At 72.4% G+C, this 19,048-nt stretch carries 16 protein-coding genes; 12 read left to right on the top strand and 4 right to left on the bottom strand.

Annotated elements, in window-relative coordinates:
* Positions 1-5 precede the first annotated feature (5 nt).
* Both J2X26_RS20140 and J2X26_RS20135 read right to left on the bottom strand, forming a co-directional pair.
* A complete protein-coding gene (locus J2X26_RS20140; RefSeq protein WP_307494485.1) occupies positions 6-1,466 on the bottom strand; it encodes a serine hydrolase domain-containing protein in 1,461 nt (486 codons plus the stop codon).
* A 200-nt stretch (positions 1,467-1,666) separates the two neighbouring features.
* Entirely contained in the window at positions 1,667-4,246 is a 2,580-nt protein-coding gene (locus tag J2X26_RS20135) for an ATP-dependent Clp protease ATP-binding subunit (protein ID WP_307494484.1), read from the bottom strand.
* Positions 4,247-4,532: 286 nt separating this feature from the next.
* Here J2X26_RS20135 and J2X26_RS20130 point away from each other — a divergent pair, with 286 nt between their 5' ends.
* The gene (locus J2X26_RS20130) at positions 4,533-5,531 is read left to right on the top strand and encodes a ScyD/ScyE family protein (RefSeq protein ID WP_307494483.1); all 999 of its coding nucleotides are present in this window, start codon (positions 4,533-4,535) and stop codon (positions 5,529-5,531) included.
* Between the two features lie 49 nt (positions 5,532-5,580).
* Here J2X26_RS20130 and J2X26_RS20125 read toward each other — a convergent pair whose 3' ends face one another.
* Positions 5,581-6,207 carry a helix-turn-helix domain-containing protein gene (locus tag J2X26_RS20125; protein WP_307494482.1) on the bottom strand — a complete coding sequence of 209 codons (627 nt, stop codon included), beginning with the start codon at positions 6,205-6,207 and terminating at the stop codon, positions 5,581-5,583.
* Positions 6,208-6,412: 205 nt separating this feature from the next.
* Here J2X26_RS20125 and J2X26_RS20120 point away from each other — a divergent pair, with 205 nt between their 5' ends.
* Genes J2X26_RS20120 through allB form a run of 3 tightly spaced genes read left to right on the top strand, consistent with a single transcriptional unit; the run spans position 6,413 to position 10,113 of the window.
* A complete protein-coding gene (locus tag J2X26_RS20120) occupies positions 6,413-8,011 on the top strand; it encodes an NCS1 family nucleobase:cation symporter-1 (RefSeq protein WP_307494481.1) in 1,599 nt (532 codons plus the stop codon).
* Between the two features lie 42 nt (positions 8,012-8,053).
* Complete coding sequence (locus J2X26_RS20115) at positions 8,054-8,767, top strand: aspartate/glutamate racemase family protein (protein WP_439897877.1); 714 nt, start codon at positions 8,054-8,056, stop codon at positions 8,765-8,767.
* A 26-nt stretch (positions 8,768-8,793) separates the two neighbouring features.
* A complete protein-coding gene (allB, locus tag J2X26_RS20110) occupies positions 8,794-10,113 on the top strand; it encodes an allantoinase AllB (protein ID WP_307494479.1) in 1,320 nt (439 codons plus the stop codon).
* Between the two features lie 4 nt (positions 10,114-10,117).
* Here allB and J2X26_RS20105 read toward each other — a convergent pair whose 3' ends face one another.
* Positions 10,118-10,798, bottom strand: coding sequence for a YoaK family protein (locus J2X26_RS20105; RefSeq protein WP_307494566.1), 681 nt, complete (start codon positions 10,796-10,798; stop codon positions 10,118-10,120).
* A gap of 29 nt (positions 10,799-10,827) precedes the next feature.
* Here J2X26_RS20105 and J2X26_RS20100 point away from each other — a divergent pair, with 29 nt between their 5' ends.
* The 8 genes from J2X26_RS20100 to J2X26_RS20065 are packed head-to-tail and all read left to right on the top strand — an operon-like array spanning position 10,828 to position 18,971.
* Positions 10,828-11,901 (top strand): acetamidase/formamidase family protein, encoded by a 1,074-nt coding sequence (locus J2X26_RS20100; RefSeq protein ID WP_307494478.1) that lies wholly within the window; start codon positions 10,828-10,830, stop codon positions 11,899-11,901.
* Positions 11,901-13,397, top strand: a complete 1,497-nt coding sequence (locus J2X26_RS20095; RefSeq protein ID WP_307494477.1) for an AtzH-like domain-containing protein — start codon at positions 11,901-11,903, stop codon at positions 13,395-13,397. Before J2X26_RS20100 ends, J2X26_RS20095 begins: the two co-directional genes overlap by 1 nt.
* Positions 13,394-14,611 (top strand): pyridoxal-phosphate-dependent aminotransferase family protein, encoded by a 1,218-nt coding sequence (locus tag J2X26_RS20090; protein WP_307494476.1) that lies wholly within the window; start codon positions 13,394-13,396, stop codon positions 14,609-14,611. Before J2X26_RS20095 ends, J2X26_RS20090 begins: the two co-directional genes overlap by 4 nt.
* Complete coding sequence (locus J2X26_RS20085; RefSeq protein ID WP_307494475.1) at positions 14,611-15,855, top strand: allantoate amidohydrolase; 1,245 nt, start codon at positions 14,611-14,613, stop codon at positions 15,853-15,855. The genes J2X26_RS20090 and J2X26_RS20085 overlap by 1 nt, the downstream gene beginning before the upstream one ends.
* A gap of 12 nt (positions 15,856-15,867) precedes the next feature.
* Positions 15,868-16,683, top strand: coding sequence for a Cof-type HAD-IIB family hydrolase (locus J2X26_RS20080; protein WP_307494474.1), 816 nt, complete (start codon positions 15,868-15,870; stop codon positions 16,681-16,683).
* Positions 16,683-17,213 (top strand): alpha/beta hydrolase family protein, encoded by a 531-nt coding sequence (locus tag J2X26_RS20075; protein WP_307494473.1) that lies wholly within the window; start codon positions 16,683-16,685, stop codon positions 17,211-17,213. Before J2X26_RS20080 ends, J2X26_RS20075 begins: the two co-directional genes overlap by 1 nt.
* 26 nt (positions 17,214-17,239) lie before the next feature.
* Positions 17,240-17,893 carry a SanA/YdcF family protein gene (locus tag J2X26_RS20070; RefSeq protein WP_307494472.1) on the top strand — a complete coding sequence of 218 codons (654 nt, stop codon included), beginning with the start codon at positions 17,240-17,242 and terminating at the stop codon, positions 17,891-17,893.
* Between the two features lie 25 nt (positions 17,894-17,918).
* On the top strand, positions 17,919-18,971 hold the full coding sequence (locus J2X26_RS20065) for an aminotransferase class V-fold PLP-dependent enzyme (RefSeq protein WP_307494471.1): 1,053 nt from the start codon (positions 17,919-17,921) through the stop codon (positions 18,969-18,971).
* Positions 18,972-19,048: the final 77 nt, after the last annotated feature.

The raw sequence follows: 19,048 nt of genomic DNA, 5'->3' as shown, positions 1-19,048 counted from the left end.
CGCGCTCAGCCGACCCAGATGTCCTCGTCGACGTCCCGCACCACCGTGCCCGTCAGCCGCGGCACGGTCGTCGGCCCGAAGGCGACGTTGAACCCGCCGTCCACCACCACGTCGTCACCCGTCACCGTGGCGGTCGCCGTGACCACGAACGGCGACTCCACGAACCGGAAGGTGAGCACGTAGGTGTCGGGAGTGGTCCACGCGCCGCTGACCAGCACGTCCTCGGGATCCGCCGGCCGCCGCAGGGTGGTCCGGGTGAGCGCCGGCTGCGCGTGCCCGACCGAGACGATCACCGTCTCCTCCTCGTGGTCGACGGTCAGCCGGTCGTGCCCGTCACCGACCTCCAGCACCGCGTTCCGGATGCCCAGCTCGTTCGGCTCGAAGGTGATCGTCCGACCGTCGAGCCGCGCACCGGTCCGCGACGTCGGTGCACCGTGCGGCGGGTCCAGCCGCAACCCGGCCAGCCGCTCGCCGAGGAGCCGGCGGCCGTCGTGGTCGTCCGGGAGCGGACCGTCGGCGAGCCCGGGCAGCAGGTGCTCCCACACCAGGGCGAGCTCGCCGTGCATCTCGCCGACCCCCGCGGTGATGGCCACGACGACGTCCCGCTCGGGCAGCACCACGCAGTACTGACCGAACGCGCCGTCCCCGCGGTAGCTGTCGTGCCGACCGCGCCAGAACTGGTAGCCGTACCCCTGCGCCCAGTCGATGTCGGGGTTCGTGTCGTTGGGCACCTGCGCGCGCGTCGCCTCGCCCACCCAGCCCTCGGGGATCACCCGGTCCCCCTCCCAGACCCCGTCCTGCAGGTAGAGCTGGCCGAACACCGCGATGTCCTCGGTGGTCCCCGACATCCCCGAGCCGCCGACGTCGACGCCGCCCGGCGACTGCTGCCAGGTCGCCCCCTCGATGCCGAGCGGCTCGAACAGCCGGGGCTCGAGGTAGTCGAGCAACCGCTGGCCGGTGACCTTCTGCACCAGCGCCGCGAGCAGGTGCGTGCCGGCGGTGTTGTAGACGAAGAACGTGCCGGGTTCGTGCTCCACCGGCTCCGCGAGGAACGCCCTGACCCAGTCCCCCGTCTGGAACACCCGCTCCGTGGGGTCGTCCGCGTGCCCGGTGGTCATCGTCAGCAGGTCCCGGAGCCGCATCCGCCGCAGGTTCTCGTCCGGGTCCTTCGGCGCCTCGTCGGCGAAGTGGTCGAGGACGAGGTCGTCGACACCCAGCAGACCGTCCGCCACCGCGAACCCGACCGCCGTCGACGTGAAGCTCTTGCTCAGCGAGAAGAACTCGTGCAGCCGGTCCGGCGCGAACGGCGCAGCCCACCCCTCGGCGACCACCGACCCGTGCCGCACCACCATCAGCGAGTGCAGCTCGGGCCAGCCGACGAGCGCGTCGACCAGCCGCAGGAGTGCCCGCGGGTCGACCCCCTGCTCCTCGGGCGTGGAACGGGGCAGTCGACGCAGTCCAGGCATGCCCCCCACCCTGCCACCGCCGGTCCGCGCGCGCCGAGATCGTCAGCCGCGGCCGAACTCGTTGGTCCGGGCCGAACTCGTCTGTTGCAGCGGGCGAGTTCGGCCGCGAGCGACGAGTTCGGCTCGGTGGGTGCCGATCTGGACACGACGAACGCCCCGGTCCGTGAGGACCGGGGCGTTCGTCGTGCGTGCGGTGCGGGTCAGCCCACCTGGGGCAGGGTTCCCGTCCCGCTGTCGCTGATGGTCGGACCGGCGGCGGGCAGGTCGGTGCCCGAGCCGGGGGTGCCGTAGGAGGCTCCGACGGCGACCGGCTCGGCCGGGTGCGCGCCGCGCGGGACGCCACGGAACGTGAACTCCCCGAGCAGACCTTCGCCCTCGGCGTCCACGATCACCAGCTGACCGGCCTTGAGCTCGCCGAACAGGATCTTCTCGGACAGCGCGTCCTCGATGTCCCGCTGGATGGCGCGGCGCAGCGGCCGAGCACCCAGGACCGGGTCGTAACCCTTCTCCGACAGCAGCTTCTTGGCCGCGGGCGTGATCTCGATGTCCATGTCCTTGTCCCGCAGACGCTTGGCCAGCTTGGCGACCATGAGGTCGACGATCTGGAAGATCTCCGGCTGGGACAGCTGCGGGAACACGACCACGTCGTCGACGCGGTTGAGGAACTCAGGCCGGAAGTGCTGCTTGAGCTCGTCGTTGACCTTGGACTTCATGCGCTCGTACGACGTCGACAGGTCCCCGCCGGCCTGGAAGCCGGTCATGAGGCCCTTGGCGATGTCCCGGGTGCCGAGGTTCGTGGTCATGATGATGACGGTGTTCTTGAAGTCGACCACGCGGCCCTGCGAGTCGGTCAGGCGACCGTCCTCGAGGATCTGCAGCAGCGAGTTGAAGATGTCCGCGTGGGCCTTCTCGACCTCGTCGAAGAGGACCACCGAGAACGGCTTGCGACGGACCTTCTCCGTGAGCTGGCCACCCTCGTCGTACCCGACGTAGCCGGGGGGCGAGCCGAACAGCCGCGAGACCGTGTGCTTCTCCGAGAACTCGGACATGTCGAGCTGGATCAGCGCGTTCTCGTCGCCGAAGAGGAACTCCGCGAGCGCCTTGGCCAGCTCGGTCTTCCCGACGCCCGTGGGGCCGGCGAAGATGAACGACCCACCGGGACGCTTCGGGTCCTTGAGCCCGGCACGCGTACGACGGATGGCCTGCGAGAGCGCCTTGATGGCGGCGTCCTGGCCGACGACCCGCTTGTGCAGGTTCTCCTCCATGTGGAGCAGGCGGCTGGACTCCTCCTCGGTGAGCTTGAACACCGGGATGCCCGTGGCGATCGCCAGCACCTCGGCGATGAGCTCCTCGTCCACCTCCGCGACCGCGTCGAGGTCGCCGGACTTCCAGGCCTTCTCCTTCTCCACGCGCTTGAGACCGAGCTGCTTCTCGGCGTCGCGGAGACGGGCTGCCTTCTCGAAGTCCTGCTCGTCGATCGCCGACTCCTTGTCGCGGCGCGTCTCGGCGATCTGCTCGTCGAGCTCGCGCAGCTCCGGGGGAGCCGTCATGCGGCGGATGCGCAGGCGGGCGCCGGCCTCGTCGACCAGGTCGATCGCCTTGTCCGGCAGGTAGCGGTCGTTGACGTACCGGTCCGCCAGGGTGGCGGCGGCGACCAGGGCGGCGTCCGTGATGGACACGCGGTGGTGCGCCTCGTACCGGTCGCGCAGACCCTTGAGGATCTCGATCGCGTGCGCCAGGTTGGGCTCGGCCACCTGGATCGGCTGGAAGCGACGCTCCAGGGCCGGGTCCTTCTCGACGTACTTGCGGTACTCGTCGAGCGTGGTGGCACCGATGGTCTGCAGCTCGCCGCGCGCCAGCATCGGCTTGAGGATGCTCGCGGCGTCGATGGCGCCCTCGGCGGCACCCGCCCCGACGAGGGTGTGGATCTCGTCGATGAACAGGATGATGTCGCCGCGGGTGCGGATCTCCTTGAGGACCTTCTTCAGGCGCTCCTCGAAGTCACCGCGGTAGCGGCTGCCGGCCACGAGCGCGCCCAGGTCCAGCGTGTAGAGCTGCTTGTCCTTGAGCGTCTCGGGCACGTCGCCGCGCACGATGTCCTGCGCGAGGCCCTCGACGACGGCGGTCTTGCCGACGCCGGGCTCCCCGATGAGGACCGGGTTGTTCTTGGTGCGGCGGGACAGCACCTGCATGACCCGCTCGATCTCCTTCTCGCGCCCGATGACCGGGTCGAGCTTGCCGTCGCGCGCAGCCTGCGTGAGGTTGCGGCCGAACTGGTCGAGGACGGCGCTGCCCGAGGGCTGCCCCTCCTGCGGACCGCCGGCGGCGACGGGCTCCTTGCCCTGGTAGCCGGAGACGAGCTGGATGACCTGCTGGCGCACGCGGTTCAGGTCCGCGCCGAGCTTGTTGAGGACCTGGGCGGCGACGCCCTCGCCCTCGCGGATGAGGCCGAGCAGGATGTGCTCGGTCCCGATGTAGTTGTGGCCCAGCTGGAGCGCCTCGCGCAGCGACAGCTCGAGGACCTTCTTGGCGCGCGGGGTGAAGGGGATGTGGCCCGACGGAGCCTGCTGGCCCTCGCCGATGATCTCCTGCACCTGGGCGCGCACGGCCTCGAGCGAGATGCCGAGCGACTCCAGAGCCTTGGCTGCGACACCCTCACCCTCGTGGATCAGGCCCAGGAGGATGTGCTCCGTCCCGATGTAGTTGTGGTTGAGCATCCGTGCCTCTTCTTGGGCAAGGACGACCACACGACGGGCTCGGTCCGTGAATCTCTCGAACATGTGCACTCCTCACGAGCTGCGTGCCGGCTCCCCTGGCTGGCGCACCGGGGGTCGACGGGGCGGCGTTGTTCGATGCTAACGGCGGGGTGGTGCCTCAACTGCCCGTGTTCGCCGCAGGCGTGACGACCGGCCCCGGTTGCCCGGGGTCATGGATCGCCGGGGCACCCCGGGTCTAGCGTCGATGAGCGCTGGAGGGTCATCCCGGGCGCGCAGGGGGCGACGACGACGCTGCCCCAGCAACCCCGACACGCACGAGTCCAGGAATGTTGTCGAGGGGAGGGGTCCTATGGGTCCCCGACGAGTTCTTGTCCTGCTGTCCGCCGTCCTGCTGCTGGTGCTGGCGCCGTCCACGGCGTCCGCACACCATCCGTCGCCCGACCGGGAGCCGCAGCTCCTGGCCAGCGGCCTGTCCGGGGGGTTCGGGAGCACCATCGGCCCCGACGGTGCGCTGTACGTCACCGAGCCGTCGGTCGGAGAGATCTCCCGGATCGACCCGCGGACGGGAGAGGTGACGACGTTCGCCTCCGGGCTGCCCACCAACGTGTCCATCAACGGCGCCTTCGGTGGCGCGTTCGACGTGGCGTTCGTGGGCGGCACCGCGTACGCGCTGGTCACGTTCGTCAGCGAGGACGTCGGCGGGACGTTCCCCGACGGCATCTACCGCATCGACGGTCCGAGCACCGCCACGCTCGTCGTCGACATCGGCACCTGGGCCGCGGCGCACCCGCCGACCACGAGCTTCTTCGTCCCCACCGGCGTGCAGTACGCGTTCGAGCCGTACAAGGGCGGGTTCCTGGTGACGGACGGCCACCACAACCGGGTCTACCGGGTGGGTCTCGACGGATCGATCGCGGTCCAGATCGCCTTCGGCAACATCGTGCCCACGGGGCTCGCCGTCGACGGCAGGACGGTGTTCCTGGCCCAGGCCGGACCGGTCCCGCACCTCCCGCAGGACGGCAAGGTCGTCGTGTTCGGGCCGTGGTCGACCACGGCGACGACGGTCGCGTCGGGCGCTCCGCTGATGGTCGACGTGGAGCTGGGCCGCGGGCACCAGCTGTACGCGCTCGCGCAGGGCGTCTGGCCGCTCGGCGGTCCCGAGGGATCACCGGCGGCGCCGGAGACCGGGCAGCTGCTCAAGGTCGGGCGGCACGGTGCGCTCGAGGTCGTCGCCGACGCCCTGGACCAGCCGGTCTCGTTCCAGGTGATCCGCGGCACCGCCTACGTGGTCACGCTCGGTGGAGAGGTGTGGACGGTCGACCTCGACGGGAGGCACGGCCACCGCTGACCGGACTGGCGAGGGGTCGGGCGACGCTGCCCGGCCCCTCGTCGCACGCTCAGGGCGTCCGGTCGGGGTGCACGATCACCCACGTCGCCACGGTGACGCCGTCGGTCTGGTTGCTGAGCCGGTGCGGGGTGCCGCAGGCGTAGGAGACGGTGTCGCCGGCGCGCACGACGACGCGCTCGTCGGGGAAGTCGATGGTGAGCTCGCCCTGCGACACGGTGCCGATCTCGTACCCGACGTGCGTGAGCAGCTCGTTCTGCTCGGCGCCGGTGGAGCCGGGCGGGTAGGTGGACTCGAAGAAGTCGACGTCGCGTGAGCGTCCCGGGGACAGGCGTCGGAAGACCACACCGCCCGCGAGCCGGACGACGTCGGCCTCGACGGCTCGGCGCACGACGTAGCCGTCGAGCACGGGCTGCGGCGTGGGGTCGGCGACGCCGCCGAAGACGTCGACGAGCGACGCGTCGAGAGCGGTGACGAACGCGAAGAGGCGGTTCACCGACGGTCGCAGCACGCCGCGCTCGATCTGCGAGACCGCGCTGGTGGAGATGCCGAGGCGCTTTCCGACCTCCTTGAGCGTGAGCCCGCGTTCCTCGCGCAGCTGCCGCAGGCGCCCGCCGAGCTGCTCGGAGTCGAACGCGTCGAGCAGGCGTCCGGCCTCGTCGGCGGTGGTGGTGGTCACGCGCAACCTCCGTGGGCCAGGACTCACGAATGAAGTCCAAAGTTCACAAACCGGAAACCGATCGCAGGTTGTGAAGTCATAGATTCACAAGCGTTCAGCGATCGCTTCACCGTACGGGATGACGGACGCACACGGACAGAGCTCGTCGGGACGCCGACGACCAGGACCGAACACCCCCCATCGACCTCCCCGCGTGAGGACCACCATGAACCCCGAGACCACCGAGCTCCCGAACGACGTCGTCGAGGCCGCCGGGCTGCCCCCGGGCGCCGGCACGATGCAGCCCGGCTACGACCCCCGGCTCACCAACGAGGACCTGGCGCCGCTGAAGAAGCAGACCTGGTCGTCGTACAACATCTTCGCGTTCTGGATGTCCGACGTGCACAGCGTCGGCGGCTACGTCACGGCCGGCTCCCTGTTCGCGCTCGGCATCGCCAGCTGGCAGGTGCTCGTCGCGCTCATCGTCGGCATCGTCATCGTGCAGGTCTTCTGCAACCTCGTCGCCAAGCCGAGCCAGAAGACCGGCGTGCCCTACCCGGTCATCAACCGCGCCGTGTTCGGCGTGCTCGGCGCCAACATCCCGGCCATCATCCGCGGCCTCATCGCGGTCGCCTGGTACGGGGTGCAGACGTTCCTCGCGGCCGAGGCGCTCAACATCATCTTCCTCAAGTTCATCCCGAGCTCCGCGGAGCTGCTGGAGACCGGCTTCCTCGGGCTGTCGACGCTGGGCTGGATCTCCTACGCGATCCTGTGGGTGGCCCAGGCGGCCCTGTTCTGGACGGGCATGGAGACCATCCGCAAGTTCATCGACTGGGCCGGTCCGGCGGTCTACGTGGTGATGATCGCGCTGGCGGTGTACCTGGTGTCCGAGGCGGGCTGGGAGAACATCTCGCTCAACCTCTCGTCGGGTCCCCCGATGGGCTTCTGGGCCTCGATCCCCGTGATGCTCGGCGCGATCGCGCTCGTCGTGTCCTACTTCTCGGGGCCGATGCTGAACTTCGGCGACTTCGCGCGCTACGGGAAGAGCTTCAAGGCCGTCAAGAAGGGCAACTTCCTCGGGCTGCCGCTCAACTTCCTGTTCTTCTCGCTGCTGACGGTCATCTGCGCGTCGGCGACGGTCCCGGTGTTCGGCGAGCTCATCACCGACCCGATCCACACCGTGCAGCAGATCGACACCCCGTTCGCGATCCTGCTGGGCGGCCTCACGTTCGTCACCGCGACCGTCGGCATCAACATCGTCGCCAACTTCATCTCCCCCGCGTTCGACTTCTCGAACGTCTCCCCGCAGAAGATCAGCTGGCGCATGGGCGGCATGATCGCGGCCGTCGGCTCGGTGCTGCTGACCCCGTGGAACTGGTACTCCAACGCGAACGCCATCCACTACACGCTGGGCGTCCTGGGTGCGCTGATCGGCCCGCTGTTCGGCATCCTCATCGCCGGCTACTACGTGATCGGCAAGCAGCGCGTGCACGTCGACGACATGTTCACGATGTCGACGAAGGGCAAGTACTGGTACTCCGGCGGCTACAACCGCAACGCCGTCGCGACCGTGCTCGTCGCGGGCCTGATCTCGGTGGCGGCCGCCGTGCTGCCCAAGGCGTTCGCGGACATGGGCGCGTTCGACGTGACCTGGATCGCGAGCTACAGCTGGTTCATCGGCTGCGGGCTCGGCTACGGGATCTTCGTCTTCCTGGAGCGCCGGAACCCGCAGATCCCGGTGCTGGACGCGTCCGACGAGCACGTCTCGGACGGCACCGTCGAGGAGCGCACCGGCACGACCGCTCCGTCCGAGGCTGTGGCCTGAGCCGTGCACATCCGGGTCATCAACCCCAACACCACCCGGGCGATGACCGACCTGATCGGTCGGTCCGCCCGGGTGGTGGCGGCGGCCGGCACATTCGTCGACGCCGTCCAGCCGACGATGGGTCCGGCGTCGATCGAGAGCCACTACGAGGAGGCGCTGGCCGTCCCCGGCCTCCTGGAGCAGATCGCGCTCGGGGAGGCCGAGGGGGTCGACGCGTACGTGGTCGCCTGCTTCGGGGACCCCGGCGTCGACGCCGCACGCGAGCTCGCCAGCGGCCCCGTGATCGGGATCGCGGAGGCCGCGATGCATGCCGCGGCGCTCGTCGGCCGCCGGTTCGCCGTCGTCACCACGCTGGGTCGCACGACCGCCCGGGCACGCGAGCTGGTGGACCGGTACGGGTTCCGGGACGCGTGCGTAGCGATCCGCGCGTGCGAGGTCCCCGTCCTCGCGCTCGAGGACCCGCGCGCCCGGACGCGGCTCGTCGACGAGTGCCGGCGCGCGGTGGAGCAGGACGGTGCCGACGTGGTCGTCCTCGGCTGCGCCGGCATGGCCGAGCTGTGCGCGGTGATCGCCGACGAGATCGGGGTCCCCGTGGTCGACGGCGTCGCCGCGGGCACGGTGCTCGCGCAGTCCCTGGTCGCCCTGGGGCTCAGGCCGGCCGCCGCCGGGGAGTACGCAGCGCCGCCCGCCAAGCCGATGGCCGGGCTCCTCGCGGGTTTCGCGATCCGCGCGGACGCGCCCGTGGCCGTAGCCTGACGCACCAGACGACCACGGGAGCCGCCATGACCGAGCCTGACCTCGTCGTCCGTGCGCGGCGCGCGTGGGTGGACGGCACGTGGAGGGCTGCGCAGGTCGCGGTGACCGACGGGCGGATCACCGCGCTCGACGGCCCCGTCCCGGCCGGCACCACGGTGCTCGATCTCGCCGACGACGAGGTGCTGCTCCCCGGTCTGGTCGACAGCCACGTGCACGTCAACGAGCCGGGCCGCACCGCGTGGGAGGGCTTCGCGTCGGCCACCCGCGCCGCGGCGGCCGGTGGGGTCACCACGCTCGTCGACATGCCGCTCAACTCGATCCCGCCCACCACGACGGTCGAGGCGCTGGCCGCCAAGCGGGCCGCGACGGACGGCAAGCTGAGCGTCGACGTGGCGTTCTGGGGCGGGGCCGTGCCGGACAACCTGGGGTCGCTCGGTCCGCTGCACGCGGCGGGCGTCCGCGGGTTCAAGGCGTTCCTCACGCCGTCAGGGGTCGACGAGTTCGGGCACCTCGACGCCGAGCAGCTGGAGACGGCGCTGGCGGAGGTCGCCGAGCTCGGCAGCGTGCTGATCGTGCACGCCGAGGACCCGGCAGACCTGCACGCCGACGGTGCGCTGGGGCCGAGGTACGCCGACTTCCTGGCCAGCCGCCCCGCCGTCAGCGAGCGCCACGCGATCGCCCGCGTGATCGACGCGATGCGGCGCACGGGTGCCCGCGCGCACGTCCTGCACCTGTCCGACGCCGGCTCGCTCGACCTCGTCCGGGCCGCGAAGGCCGAGGGACTGCCCCTGACCGTGGAGACGTGCCCGCACTACCTGGCGCTGCGGGCCGAGGACGTGCCGTCGGCCGCCACGCAGTTCAAGTGCTGCCCGCCCATCCGCGACGCCGGCAACCAGGACCTGCTGTGGGCCGCGGTGCTGGACGGGACCATCGACGCGATCGTGTCCGACCACTCCCCGTCGACGGCCGACCTGAAGAACACCGACTTCGGGCTGTCCTGGGGCGGCATCGCGGGCCTGCAGCTGGGCCTGTCGGTGGTGTGGACGGAGGCCCGTCGCCGAGGGATCGCGCTGGAGGATCTCCTCCCACTGGTCACCACGGGACCGGCCCGCGTCGCCGGACTCGACCTAGGCGTCCTCCGGGAGGGCGCTCCCGCGCACCTCGTCGCCTTCGCGCCCGACCAGGAGCGCGTCGTCGACGTGCGCACCCTCGAGCACAAGAACCCGGTCTCGCCCTACGACGGCGCGACGCTGGCCGGAGCCGTGCGGACCGTCTGGCTCGACGGCGTGACCATCGTAGAGGGCGGCGCCGTCACCGCACCCGGACGGGGGCACATCTGTGCGTGAGCGATCAGGCCTCGCGGTGCGCGTGCCCGAGCACCGCCGCGACCAGCGCCAGCACCCCCGCGAACAGCATCCCGACCCCGACGCCACGCTCGCCGCCGACGTGCAGCAGCAGCGCGCCCACCGCGGCGCCGACCAGGATCAGCGCGACCGCGAGCGAGCGTCGCGCCCAGCCGTCCCCGGTGCCGCCGGCGAGCCGCGAGTCGGCGGCCAGACCCGTGAGCGTCGAGGTCACGACGACCGTGGTCACGTCCTTCACAGCGAGCCGTCGCGCGGTCGCGGCCTGCAGCCCCATCGCGACGGCGAGCAGCGTGGTGACGACGAACGCCCAGGTGGTGGCCTCGACCGGGGGCGCGACGAGCGCGCCGATGCCCAGCCCGGCCGCGAGCACGCCGGTCGCCGCGAACGTGCCGCTCGTGCGGTCCGACCAGCCGGCCGGGGCGGTGCGCAGCACGCGTCCGCCGAGCGCGGCCCCGGCCAGGAAGCCGACCAGCGCGAGCGTCGGGCCGAGTACCGGCAGGTCGTCGGCACCCGCGAGCGCCATGCCGAGGATGACCACGTTTCCGGTCATGTTCGCGGTGAACACCCGGTCCAGCCCGAGATAGCCGACAGCGTCGACGATGCCCGTCGTGAACGTCAGTGCCAGCATGAGCACCAGGTGTCGGCGTGCGTCGTCCCAGGTCTTCATCACGGCGTCATCGTGGGGGTGCAGGACCGATGAGTGCAACGCTGCAGCCCGGCGCGGGCGAGATCCGTGCCGCCGCCTACCTGCGCTCGACGCCTGCCACGGTCCTGTGGGGCCGCCTGCCGTGCGCGACCGACGCGCCGGTCCTGCGCATCGAGCCCGGCACCGAGGTCACCATCGACACGGTCAGCCACGAGGGCCTGCTCGACGACCAGGGCAGCGACCCGCTGGCGTTCTTCACGAGCCACGGCGTCGCACCGGACGACGTGCTCACCGACGCCGTCGAGATCGTCGGCACCCTGACGCGCGACCCCGCCGACGGGCCGCACGTGGTGACCGGACCGATCCACGTCGCGGGCGCGATGCCGGGCGACCTGCTCGCGATCACCGTCCTGGAGACCACCCCGCGCGTCCCGTACGGCGTGATCTCGAACCGGCACGGCCGCGGCGCGCTGCCGGGCGAGCTCCCCCGCGGCCCGGAGAACGTGAGCGTGTTCGCCACGGTCAAGGACGGCACCACCGGCTGCCTGCCCGCCGTCGAGGGCGGCGAGCGCCTGATCGAGTTCCCGCTGGCACCCTTCCTCGGGATCATGGGCGTCGCGGTCGCCGGGCACGAGCGACCGCACTCCGTGCCGCCCGGCGCGCACGGCGGCAACATCGACATCAACCTGCTCCAGGTGGGCAGCACGCTCTACCTGCCCGTGCAGGTGCCGGGCGCGCTGGCGTACGTGGGCGACCCGCACTTCGCGCAGGGCGACGGCGAGGTGGCGCTCACCGCGCTGGAGGCGTCCCTGCGGGTCACGCTCCGGTTCGACGTGGTCCCGGCGGTCGACGCGCTCGCGCAGTTCGGCCCGTTCGAGGGGCCCCTCGTCGAGACGCCGGACTACCTGGTGCCTACGGGTATGGATCCCGATCTGAACGAAGCGGTGCGCAGGTGCGTCCGGGCGTCGCTCGCCCTGCTGCAGGCGCGGTGGGGCCTGGACGAGCACCTCGCGTACGCGTACCTTTCCGCGGCCACCGACATCGACATCTCGCAGGTGGTCGACCAGGTCTGCGGGGCCCACGCGCGCATCCGGAAAGCCGACCTGGAGGCCATCCCCCGATGATGCCGACCGAGCTGCAGGACGCCTTCGACGCCTACGAGCGCGCGCTGGCGACCGACGACATCGAGGCCCTGGACGACGCATTCGCGCCCGGCGAGGAGACGCTGCGCGGGGACAGCAACGGCCTGCTCGTCGGGCACGACGCCATCAGCGCGTTCCGCAGCGCGCGCGGCGGCATCACGCCCCGGGTGCTGGACCGGGTCGAGTCCCGCCGCCTGGCCGACGACTGCTGGCTGATCGTCGCGATGTCCCGCTACGAGGGCGGCGGCACCGGGCTCCAGACGCAGGTGTGGCAGCTGGCGGACGGTCGGTGGCGGATCACCGCCGCACACGTCACCGGCCGCACCCCCAGCTTCGACAAGGCGGTCTGGCGGACGGTCGGCGACCCGCTCTACCAGGGCGCGTTCGACGGTCCCCTGCTGGGGCTGCGCGTCGCGGTCAAGGACGTGTTCGCCGTCCGCGGGTACCGGATCGGCGCGGGCAACCCGACCTGGCTGCGCGACGCCGCCCGCGAGCGCCAGCACGCCCCCGCGGTCCTGGACCTGCTCAAGGCCGGTGCGTCGGTGCGTGGCCTGGCCCGCACGGACGAGCTCGCGTACTCGATCGCGGGCGCGAACCCGCACTACGGCACCCCCGCCAACGGCGCCGTCGTGGGGGCGCTCCCGGGCGGCTCGTCGAGCGGTCCGGCGACTGCGGTCGCGACGGGCCAGGCGGACGTGGGGCTGGCCAGCGACACCGCCGGGTCGATCCGCGTCCCGGCCAGCTACCAGGGCCTGTGGGGGCTGCGGACGACGCACGGCCTGGTGCCGCGGCAGGGCATGGTGCCCCTGGCCCCGTCGTTCGACACGGTCGGCTGGCTGACGCGCGACGGCGCGACCCTCGACGCGGTCGTCACGTGGTGCCTCGAGGACGACGCCCCGCCGCTCCCGTCGCGCCGGCTCGTGCCCGCCGAGGTCCTGCAGCTGGTCGAGCCCGCGACCCGGGAGGCGTTCGACGCCTGGTCGGGCGGGACCGTCGAGGAGGTCGAGGTCGGGCCGCTGGACGAGTGGTTCGAGGCCTTCCGCGTCGTGCAGGCCGCGGAGGCGTGGCGGGCGCACGGCGCCTGGGTCACCGCGCACCCCGACGCCGTCGGACCCGGTGTGCGCGAGCGGTTCGCGATCGCGAGCGAGGTGACCGCGTCGGACGAGGCGTCCGCCCGGACCGAGGTCGAGCGGCTGGCGGGAGTGATCCGCGCGCTCGTCGACGACGCCGTCCTGGTGCTGCCGACGACGCCCGGTCCTGCCCCGGCGAGGACCGTGAGCGCCGCCGAGCTCGACCAGGTCCGCGCCGCCACCCTGCGGATGACCGCCCTGGCCGGCATCGGCGGGCTCCCCGCGCTGACCTTCCCTGCCCTGACCTTCCCGTCGGCGCTCGGCCCGGCACCCGTCGGCGTCTGCCTGGTCGGCCCCCGCGGTAGCGACCTGTCCCTGGTCCGGCACGCCCTTGGAGGCCTCACATGACCCACCCGGTCAACCCGCCCGCCCGATTGCTCATGGGACCCGGACCGGTCAACGCGGACCCGCGCGTGCTCCGCGCCCTGTCGACGCCGCTGGTCGGCCAGTACGACCCGGTGATGACCGGCTACATGAACGAGACGATGGCGCTGTACCGCGAGGTCTTCGCGACGACCAACGAGGCCACCCTCCTGGTCGACGGCACGTCCCGCGCGGGGATCGAGGCGGCCCTGGTCTCGCTCGTCCGTCCCGGCGAGCGCGTCCTGGTCCCGGTGTTCGGGCGCTTCGGGCACCTGCTGGCGGAGATCGCGCTGCGCGCGCAGGCCGAGGTGCACACGATCGAGGTGCCGTGGGGGCAGGTGTTCCCGGCGTCGGTCGTCGAGGAGGCGATCGTGCGCGTCCGCCCGCACCTGCTCGCGATGGTGCAGGGCGACACGTCGACGACGATGCTCCAGCCGCTCGACGAGCTCGGGGCGATCTGCGCGAAGCACGGCGTGCTCTTCTACACCGACGCGACCGCGTCCCTGGGCGGCAACCCGTTCGAGATGGACGCCTGGGGTCTGGACGCCGCCACGGCCGGCCTGCAGAAGTGCCTGTCGGGTCCGTCGGGCAGCGCGCCGATCAGCCTGTCGGACAAGGCCGTCGAGGTGATCCGGGGGCGTCGCCGCATCGAGGCCGGGATCCGCGAGGAGTCCGACGAGGACACCGGGGAGCCCGTGCACTCCAACTACTTCGACCTCGGCATGATCCTCGACTACTGGGGACCGCGGCGGCTCAACCACCACACCGAGGCGACGAGCATGCTGTACGCGGCGCGGGAGTGCGCGCGGATCATCGTCGACGAGGGTCGGCAGGCCGTCATCGACCGGCACGAGCGGGCGGGCCGCGCGATGCTCGCGGGGGTCCGGGGCCTGGGGCTGGGGGTGTTCGGGGACGTGGCGCACAAGATGAACAACGTGGTCGCGGTGGAGATCCCGGACGGCGTGGACGGTGACGCGGTGCGTGGTGCGCTGCTGCAGGACTTCGGCATCGAGATCGGCACGTCGTTCGGGCCGCTGCACGGTCGCGTCTGGCGGATCGGCACCATGGGTGCCAACGCGCGCCTCGACACCGTGCTGAGCACGCTCGCCGCGCTGGAGCAGGTGCTGCGCCGCGCCGGTGCCCGGGTGCCGCACGGCGGCGGCGTCGACGCGGCCTACTCGGGCTGGTCAGCGGCCTGATGCTCGACGTCCACACCGCTGCCCGGCGCATCATGGCGCGCTGCGACGAGCTCGCGGCGTACACCTCGATGACCGACGGCATCGAGCGCGTCTACCTCTCTCCCGAGCACGCCCGCGTGAACCGCGTGGCCGCCCGCTGGATGCGCGAGGTCGGGCTGGACACGTGGCAGGACGCGGCGGGCAACCAGTGCGGGCACCTGGCCGGGCGGGACCCGGAGGCGCCGTCGCTCCTGCTCGGCTCGCACCTGGACACCGTGCGCGACGCCGGCCGGTACGACGGGATTCTCGGCGTGCTCATGGCGATCGAGGTGGTCCGCGCGCTGCGCCCCCAGGTCGGTTCGTTCCGCTTCGGGCTCGACGTCGTCGCGTTCTGGGATGAGGAGGGCGCCCGGTTCGGCACCGCGCTGCTCGGGTCGTCCGCGATGGCCGGTCGCTGGAACGAGGCCTGGTGGGACCTGACCGACGAGCACGGCACCACGCTGCGCACGGCGTTCAGCGAGTTCGGCCTGGACCCGGGGCGGATCGGCACGGCCGCGCGGTCGCCCTCGTCCTTGGCGGGCTACCTGGAGGCGCACATCGAGCAGGGTCCTGAGCTAGACGACGGCGGCGCCCCGCTGGGTGTCGTCACCTCGATCGCGAGCGCGCGACGGTTCGCGGTGCAGATCGACGGCGAGGCCCGGCACGCCGGGGGTGCCCGGTACGAGAAGCGGCACGACGCCCTGCTCGGCGCCAGCGAGGTCGCGCTCGCCGTCGAGCGGCTCTGCCGCGCCGAGCACCACATCATCGGCACGGTCGGCCGCCTGGAGACGTTCCCCGGTGCGGTCAACGTGGTGCCCGGCGAGGCACGCCTGACGGTCGACCTGCGCGGCGAGCACGACGACGACCGCGACCGCGTCTGGGGCAGCATCACCCGGGAGCTCGACGAGATCGCGGGCCGGCGCGGGCTCACCTGGTCCGCGCGCGAGCTGCACGAGGCACCGGCCGTCATGTGCGACGCCCTCCTCCAGGACGTCGTGCGCGCCGGGATCGAGGACACCGGTCGCCGGAACGTCCCCGCGCTGTTCAGCCGCGCGGGGCACGACGCCATGGCACTCGGGGCGGTCACGGGCGTCGGCATGCTGTTCCTGCGCAACCCCGACGGCATCAGCCACCACCCGGACGAGGACGTCAGCCTGGCCGACGTCGAGACGGGGCTGACTGCGCTGGTCGCGACCGTCGAGCACCTGGCCCGCGAGGCCGGCTGAGAAGATCGACCCGTGCAGCCTCCCGTCTTCGACACCGTCCCCGACATCCGCCTCATCGCCGTCGACATGGACGGCTCCCTGCTCGACGACGAGAAGCGCATCCACGACGACTTCTGGCCGCTGCTGGACCAGCTCGCCGGCCGCGGGATCCTGCTCTGCCCGGCGAGCGGTCGGCAGTACGCCACGCTGCGCCGCCAGTTCGCCCGGGACGAGCTGGTCTACATCGCGGAGAACGGCTCCTACGTCGTCCAGCACGACGAGGAGATCAGCGCGGACCCCCTCGACCTCGGCACGGCGCGGAGGGTCGTCGAGACGGTCCGGGCGGCCGACGGGCTCGACCTGGGGACCGTGCTGTGCGGCAAGCGCTCGGCGTACGTGGAGCGGACCGACGACGCGTTCCTCGACCAGGCGCGTCCGTACTACGCGCGCCTGGAGACGGTCGACGACCTGACGGCCGTCGACGACGAGGTCCTCAAGGTCGCCGTCTACGACTTCGGGATGGCCACCGACGGCGCAGGGCCCCTGCTCGAGCCGTTCGGCGGCGACGACCGCGTGCTGGTGTCCGGCAAGCACTGGGTCGACGTGATGAGCCCGACCGCCGACAAGGGTCACGCCCTGCGCGCGGTCCAGGAGAGCCTCGGCATCACGCCGGAGCAGACGATGGCGTTCGGCGACTACTTCAACGACGTCGGCATGCTCGACGCGGCGTACTACTCGTTCGCGATGGACAACGCGCACCCCGACATCCGGGCACACGCGCGGTTCGTCGCCCCGCCGAACACCGCCAACGGCGTGGTCCGCACCATCACGTCGGTGCTGGGCCTCTGATGTCCGTCGCCGGCCTGCTGCTGACCCCCGGCTTCGGCGGGACCCGTGACGGTGCGCCGCTGGTCGCCGTCGAGAAGGCCGTCGCCCCGCTGCCCGTGCTGCGGCTCGACCTGCCGAAGACCGCGGCGCCGGCGATCGCGGAGGTCCGCGCGCAGACCGAGGCCTTCGCGGCGTCGCTGGGCGTCGGCACCGAGGACCTCGTCCTCGGCGGCCGCTCGTTCGGCGGCCGCATGTGCTCGATGGCCGTCGCGGCAGGTCTGCCCGCCGCCGGGCTCGTCCTCCTCTCGTACCCCCTGCACCCGCCGGGCCGCCCGGACACCCTCCGCATCGCGCACCTGCCGGAGATCCGCGTCCCCGTCCTCGCCGTCTCGGGCACGACCGACCCGTTCGGCTCGCCCGAGGAGCTGACCCACCACCTGGCCGCGATCCCCGGCCCGGTCACCACCGTCTTCCTGCCGGGACCCCACCTGCCGACGAGCGCCGCCGCCGTCGCATCCGCGGTGAGCGACTGGCTGAACAGCCTCCACTGACGGGTCAGTCCACCTACGCTCCGACCGTGAGCACCCGCCGCCGTCGCGCCACCCGGATCGTCGGCGGCGTCCTGCTGGCCCTGGTCGCCGTCCCCGTCCTGTGGGTCCAGGCCGTCGGTCAGTCGGAGGTCCGCGCCGCCGACGACGTCCCCGTCACCCCGGTCGCCCTCGTCCTCGGCGCCGGCCTGAAGCCGGACGGCAGCCCGTCGGTGTACCTGACCCGCCGCCTCGACGCCGCTCGCGAGCTGTACGAACGGGGTGCCGTCGACGTCGTGCTGGTCAGCGGCGACAACGGCACGGCCCAGCACGACGAGCCGACCGCCATGCTCGACTGGCTGGTCGACCACGGCGTCCCTGCCGACCACGTGGTCCGCGACCATGCCGGCTTCGACACCCACGACTCCTGCGTGCGGGCGCACGACGTGTTCGGGGTCCGCGACGCGGTCGTCGTCACGCAGGACTACCACGTGCGCCGCGCGCTGTTCTCGTGCACGGCGGCGGGGATCTCCGTGACCGGTGTCGGGGTGTCGTCGGTCTCGGTCCGGCCGGTCCAGGCGGTCGTGTGGCGCGCCCGGGAGGTCCCCGCGTCATGGCGTGCGGCCTGGGACGCGGTGACGGGCCGCTCCCCGGTCTACGACGGCCCGCCGGAGACGACGGTCCAGGACGCGCTCGGCAGCTGATGCTGCGTGCGAGACGATCGTCCCCATGGACCCTCTCGAGACCCTGCGCGCAGCGTTCGCCCCCGTGCCCGGCTACCTCGACGCCGCCACCTGCGGGCTGCCCGCGCGGGCGACGGTGACCGCGATGCACGAGGCGCTCGACACGTGGCGGGCCGGGAAGGCGGACCTTGCGGTCTACGACGAGGCCGTCACGGCGTCGCGCGCGGCGTACGCGCGGCTCGTCGGGGTCGACCCGTCGTGGGTGGCCGTCGGCTCGCAGGCGTCCGTGCTGGTCGGCCTGGTCGCGGCGAGCGTGCCGGACGGTGCCGAGGTCCTCACGGTCGACGGTGACTTCGCCTCGGTCGTCTTCCCGTTCCTGGTGCACGCCGACCGGGGCGTGACCGTCCGGCACGTGCCGGTGGAGTCGCTGGCCGACGAGGTCCGCCCGTCCACGCACGTCGTCGCGTTCTCGCTCGTGCAGTCGGTCGACGGGCGCGTCGCCGACGTGGAGGCCGTCGCCCGAGCGGCAGCCGCGGCCGGTGCGCTGACCGTCTGCGACGTCACGCAGGCCGCCGGCTGGCTCCCGGTGGACGCGACGGCGCTCGACGTGACCGTGTGCGCGTCCTACAAGTGGCTGTCGGCACCGCGGGGGACCGCGTTCCTCACGGTCCGCCCGGACCTCATGGACCGGCTGCGACCGACGAGCGCCGGCTGGTACGCGGGCGAGGAGATCTGGTCGTCGGTCTACGGGCCCGCGATGGCGCTCGCCCGCGACGCACGGCGGTTCGACGTCTCCCCCGCGTGGCTGTGCTGGGTGGGTGCCGTCCCGGCACTGGAGCTGTTCGCGGCCGCTCCCCTCGACGCCGTCCACCGGTACACCGTCGGCCTCGCCGACGCCTTCCGGGCGGGCGTCGGTCTGCCGCCGGGGGGCAGCGCGATCGTCCGGCTGCCCGACGACGCGGCCGGCTCGCGGCGGGCCCTGCTCGGGACGCAGGGCACCCGCGCGGCGGGGCGCGGCGGCGGCGTCCGCCTCGCGTTCCACGTCTGGAACGACACCGCGGACGTCGAGCGAGCCGTGGCTGCCCTGAGCAACTCCTGAGGGGAACCTGAGGGTCGACTCGGGGGTCTCCCGGATATCCCTGTGCCTGGCGGCGGCGGAATCCTAGGCTCGTTCAC

Origin of the sequence: Cellulomonas humilata (genome assembly GCF_030814415.1) — a bacterium.
Taxonomy (GTDB): Bacteria; Actinomycetota; Actinomycetes; order Actinomycetales; family Cellulomonadaceae; genus Cellulomonas; species Cellulomonas humilata_A.
Note: the sequence above shows the minus strand (reverse complement) of the source record. Positions and strands in the feature narration are given on the sequence as shown.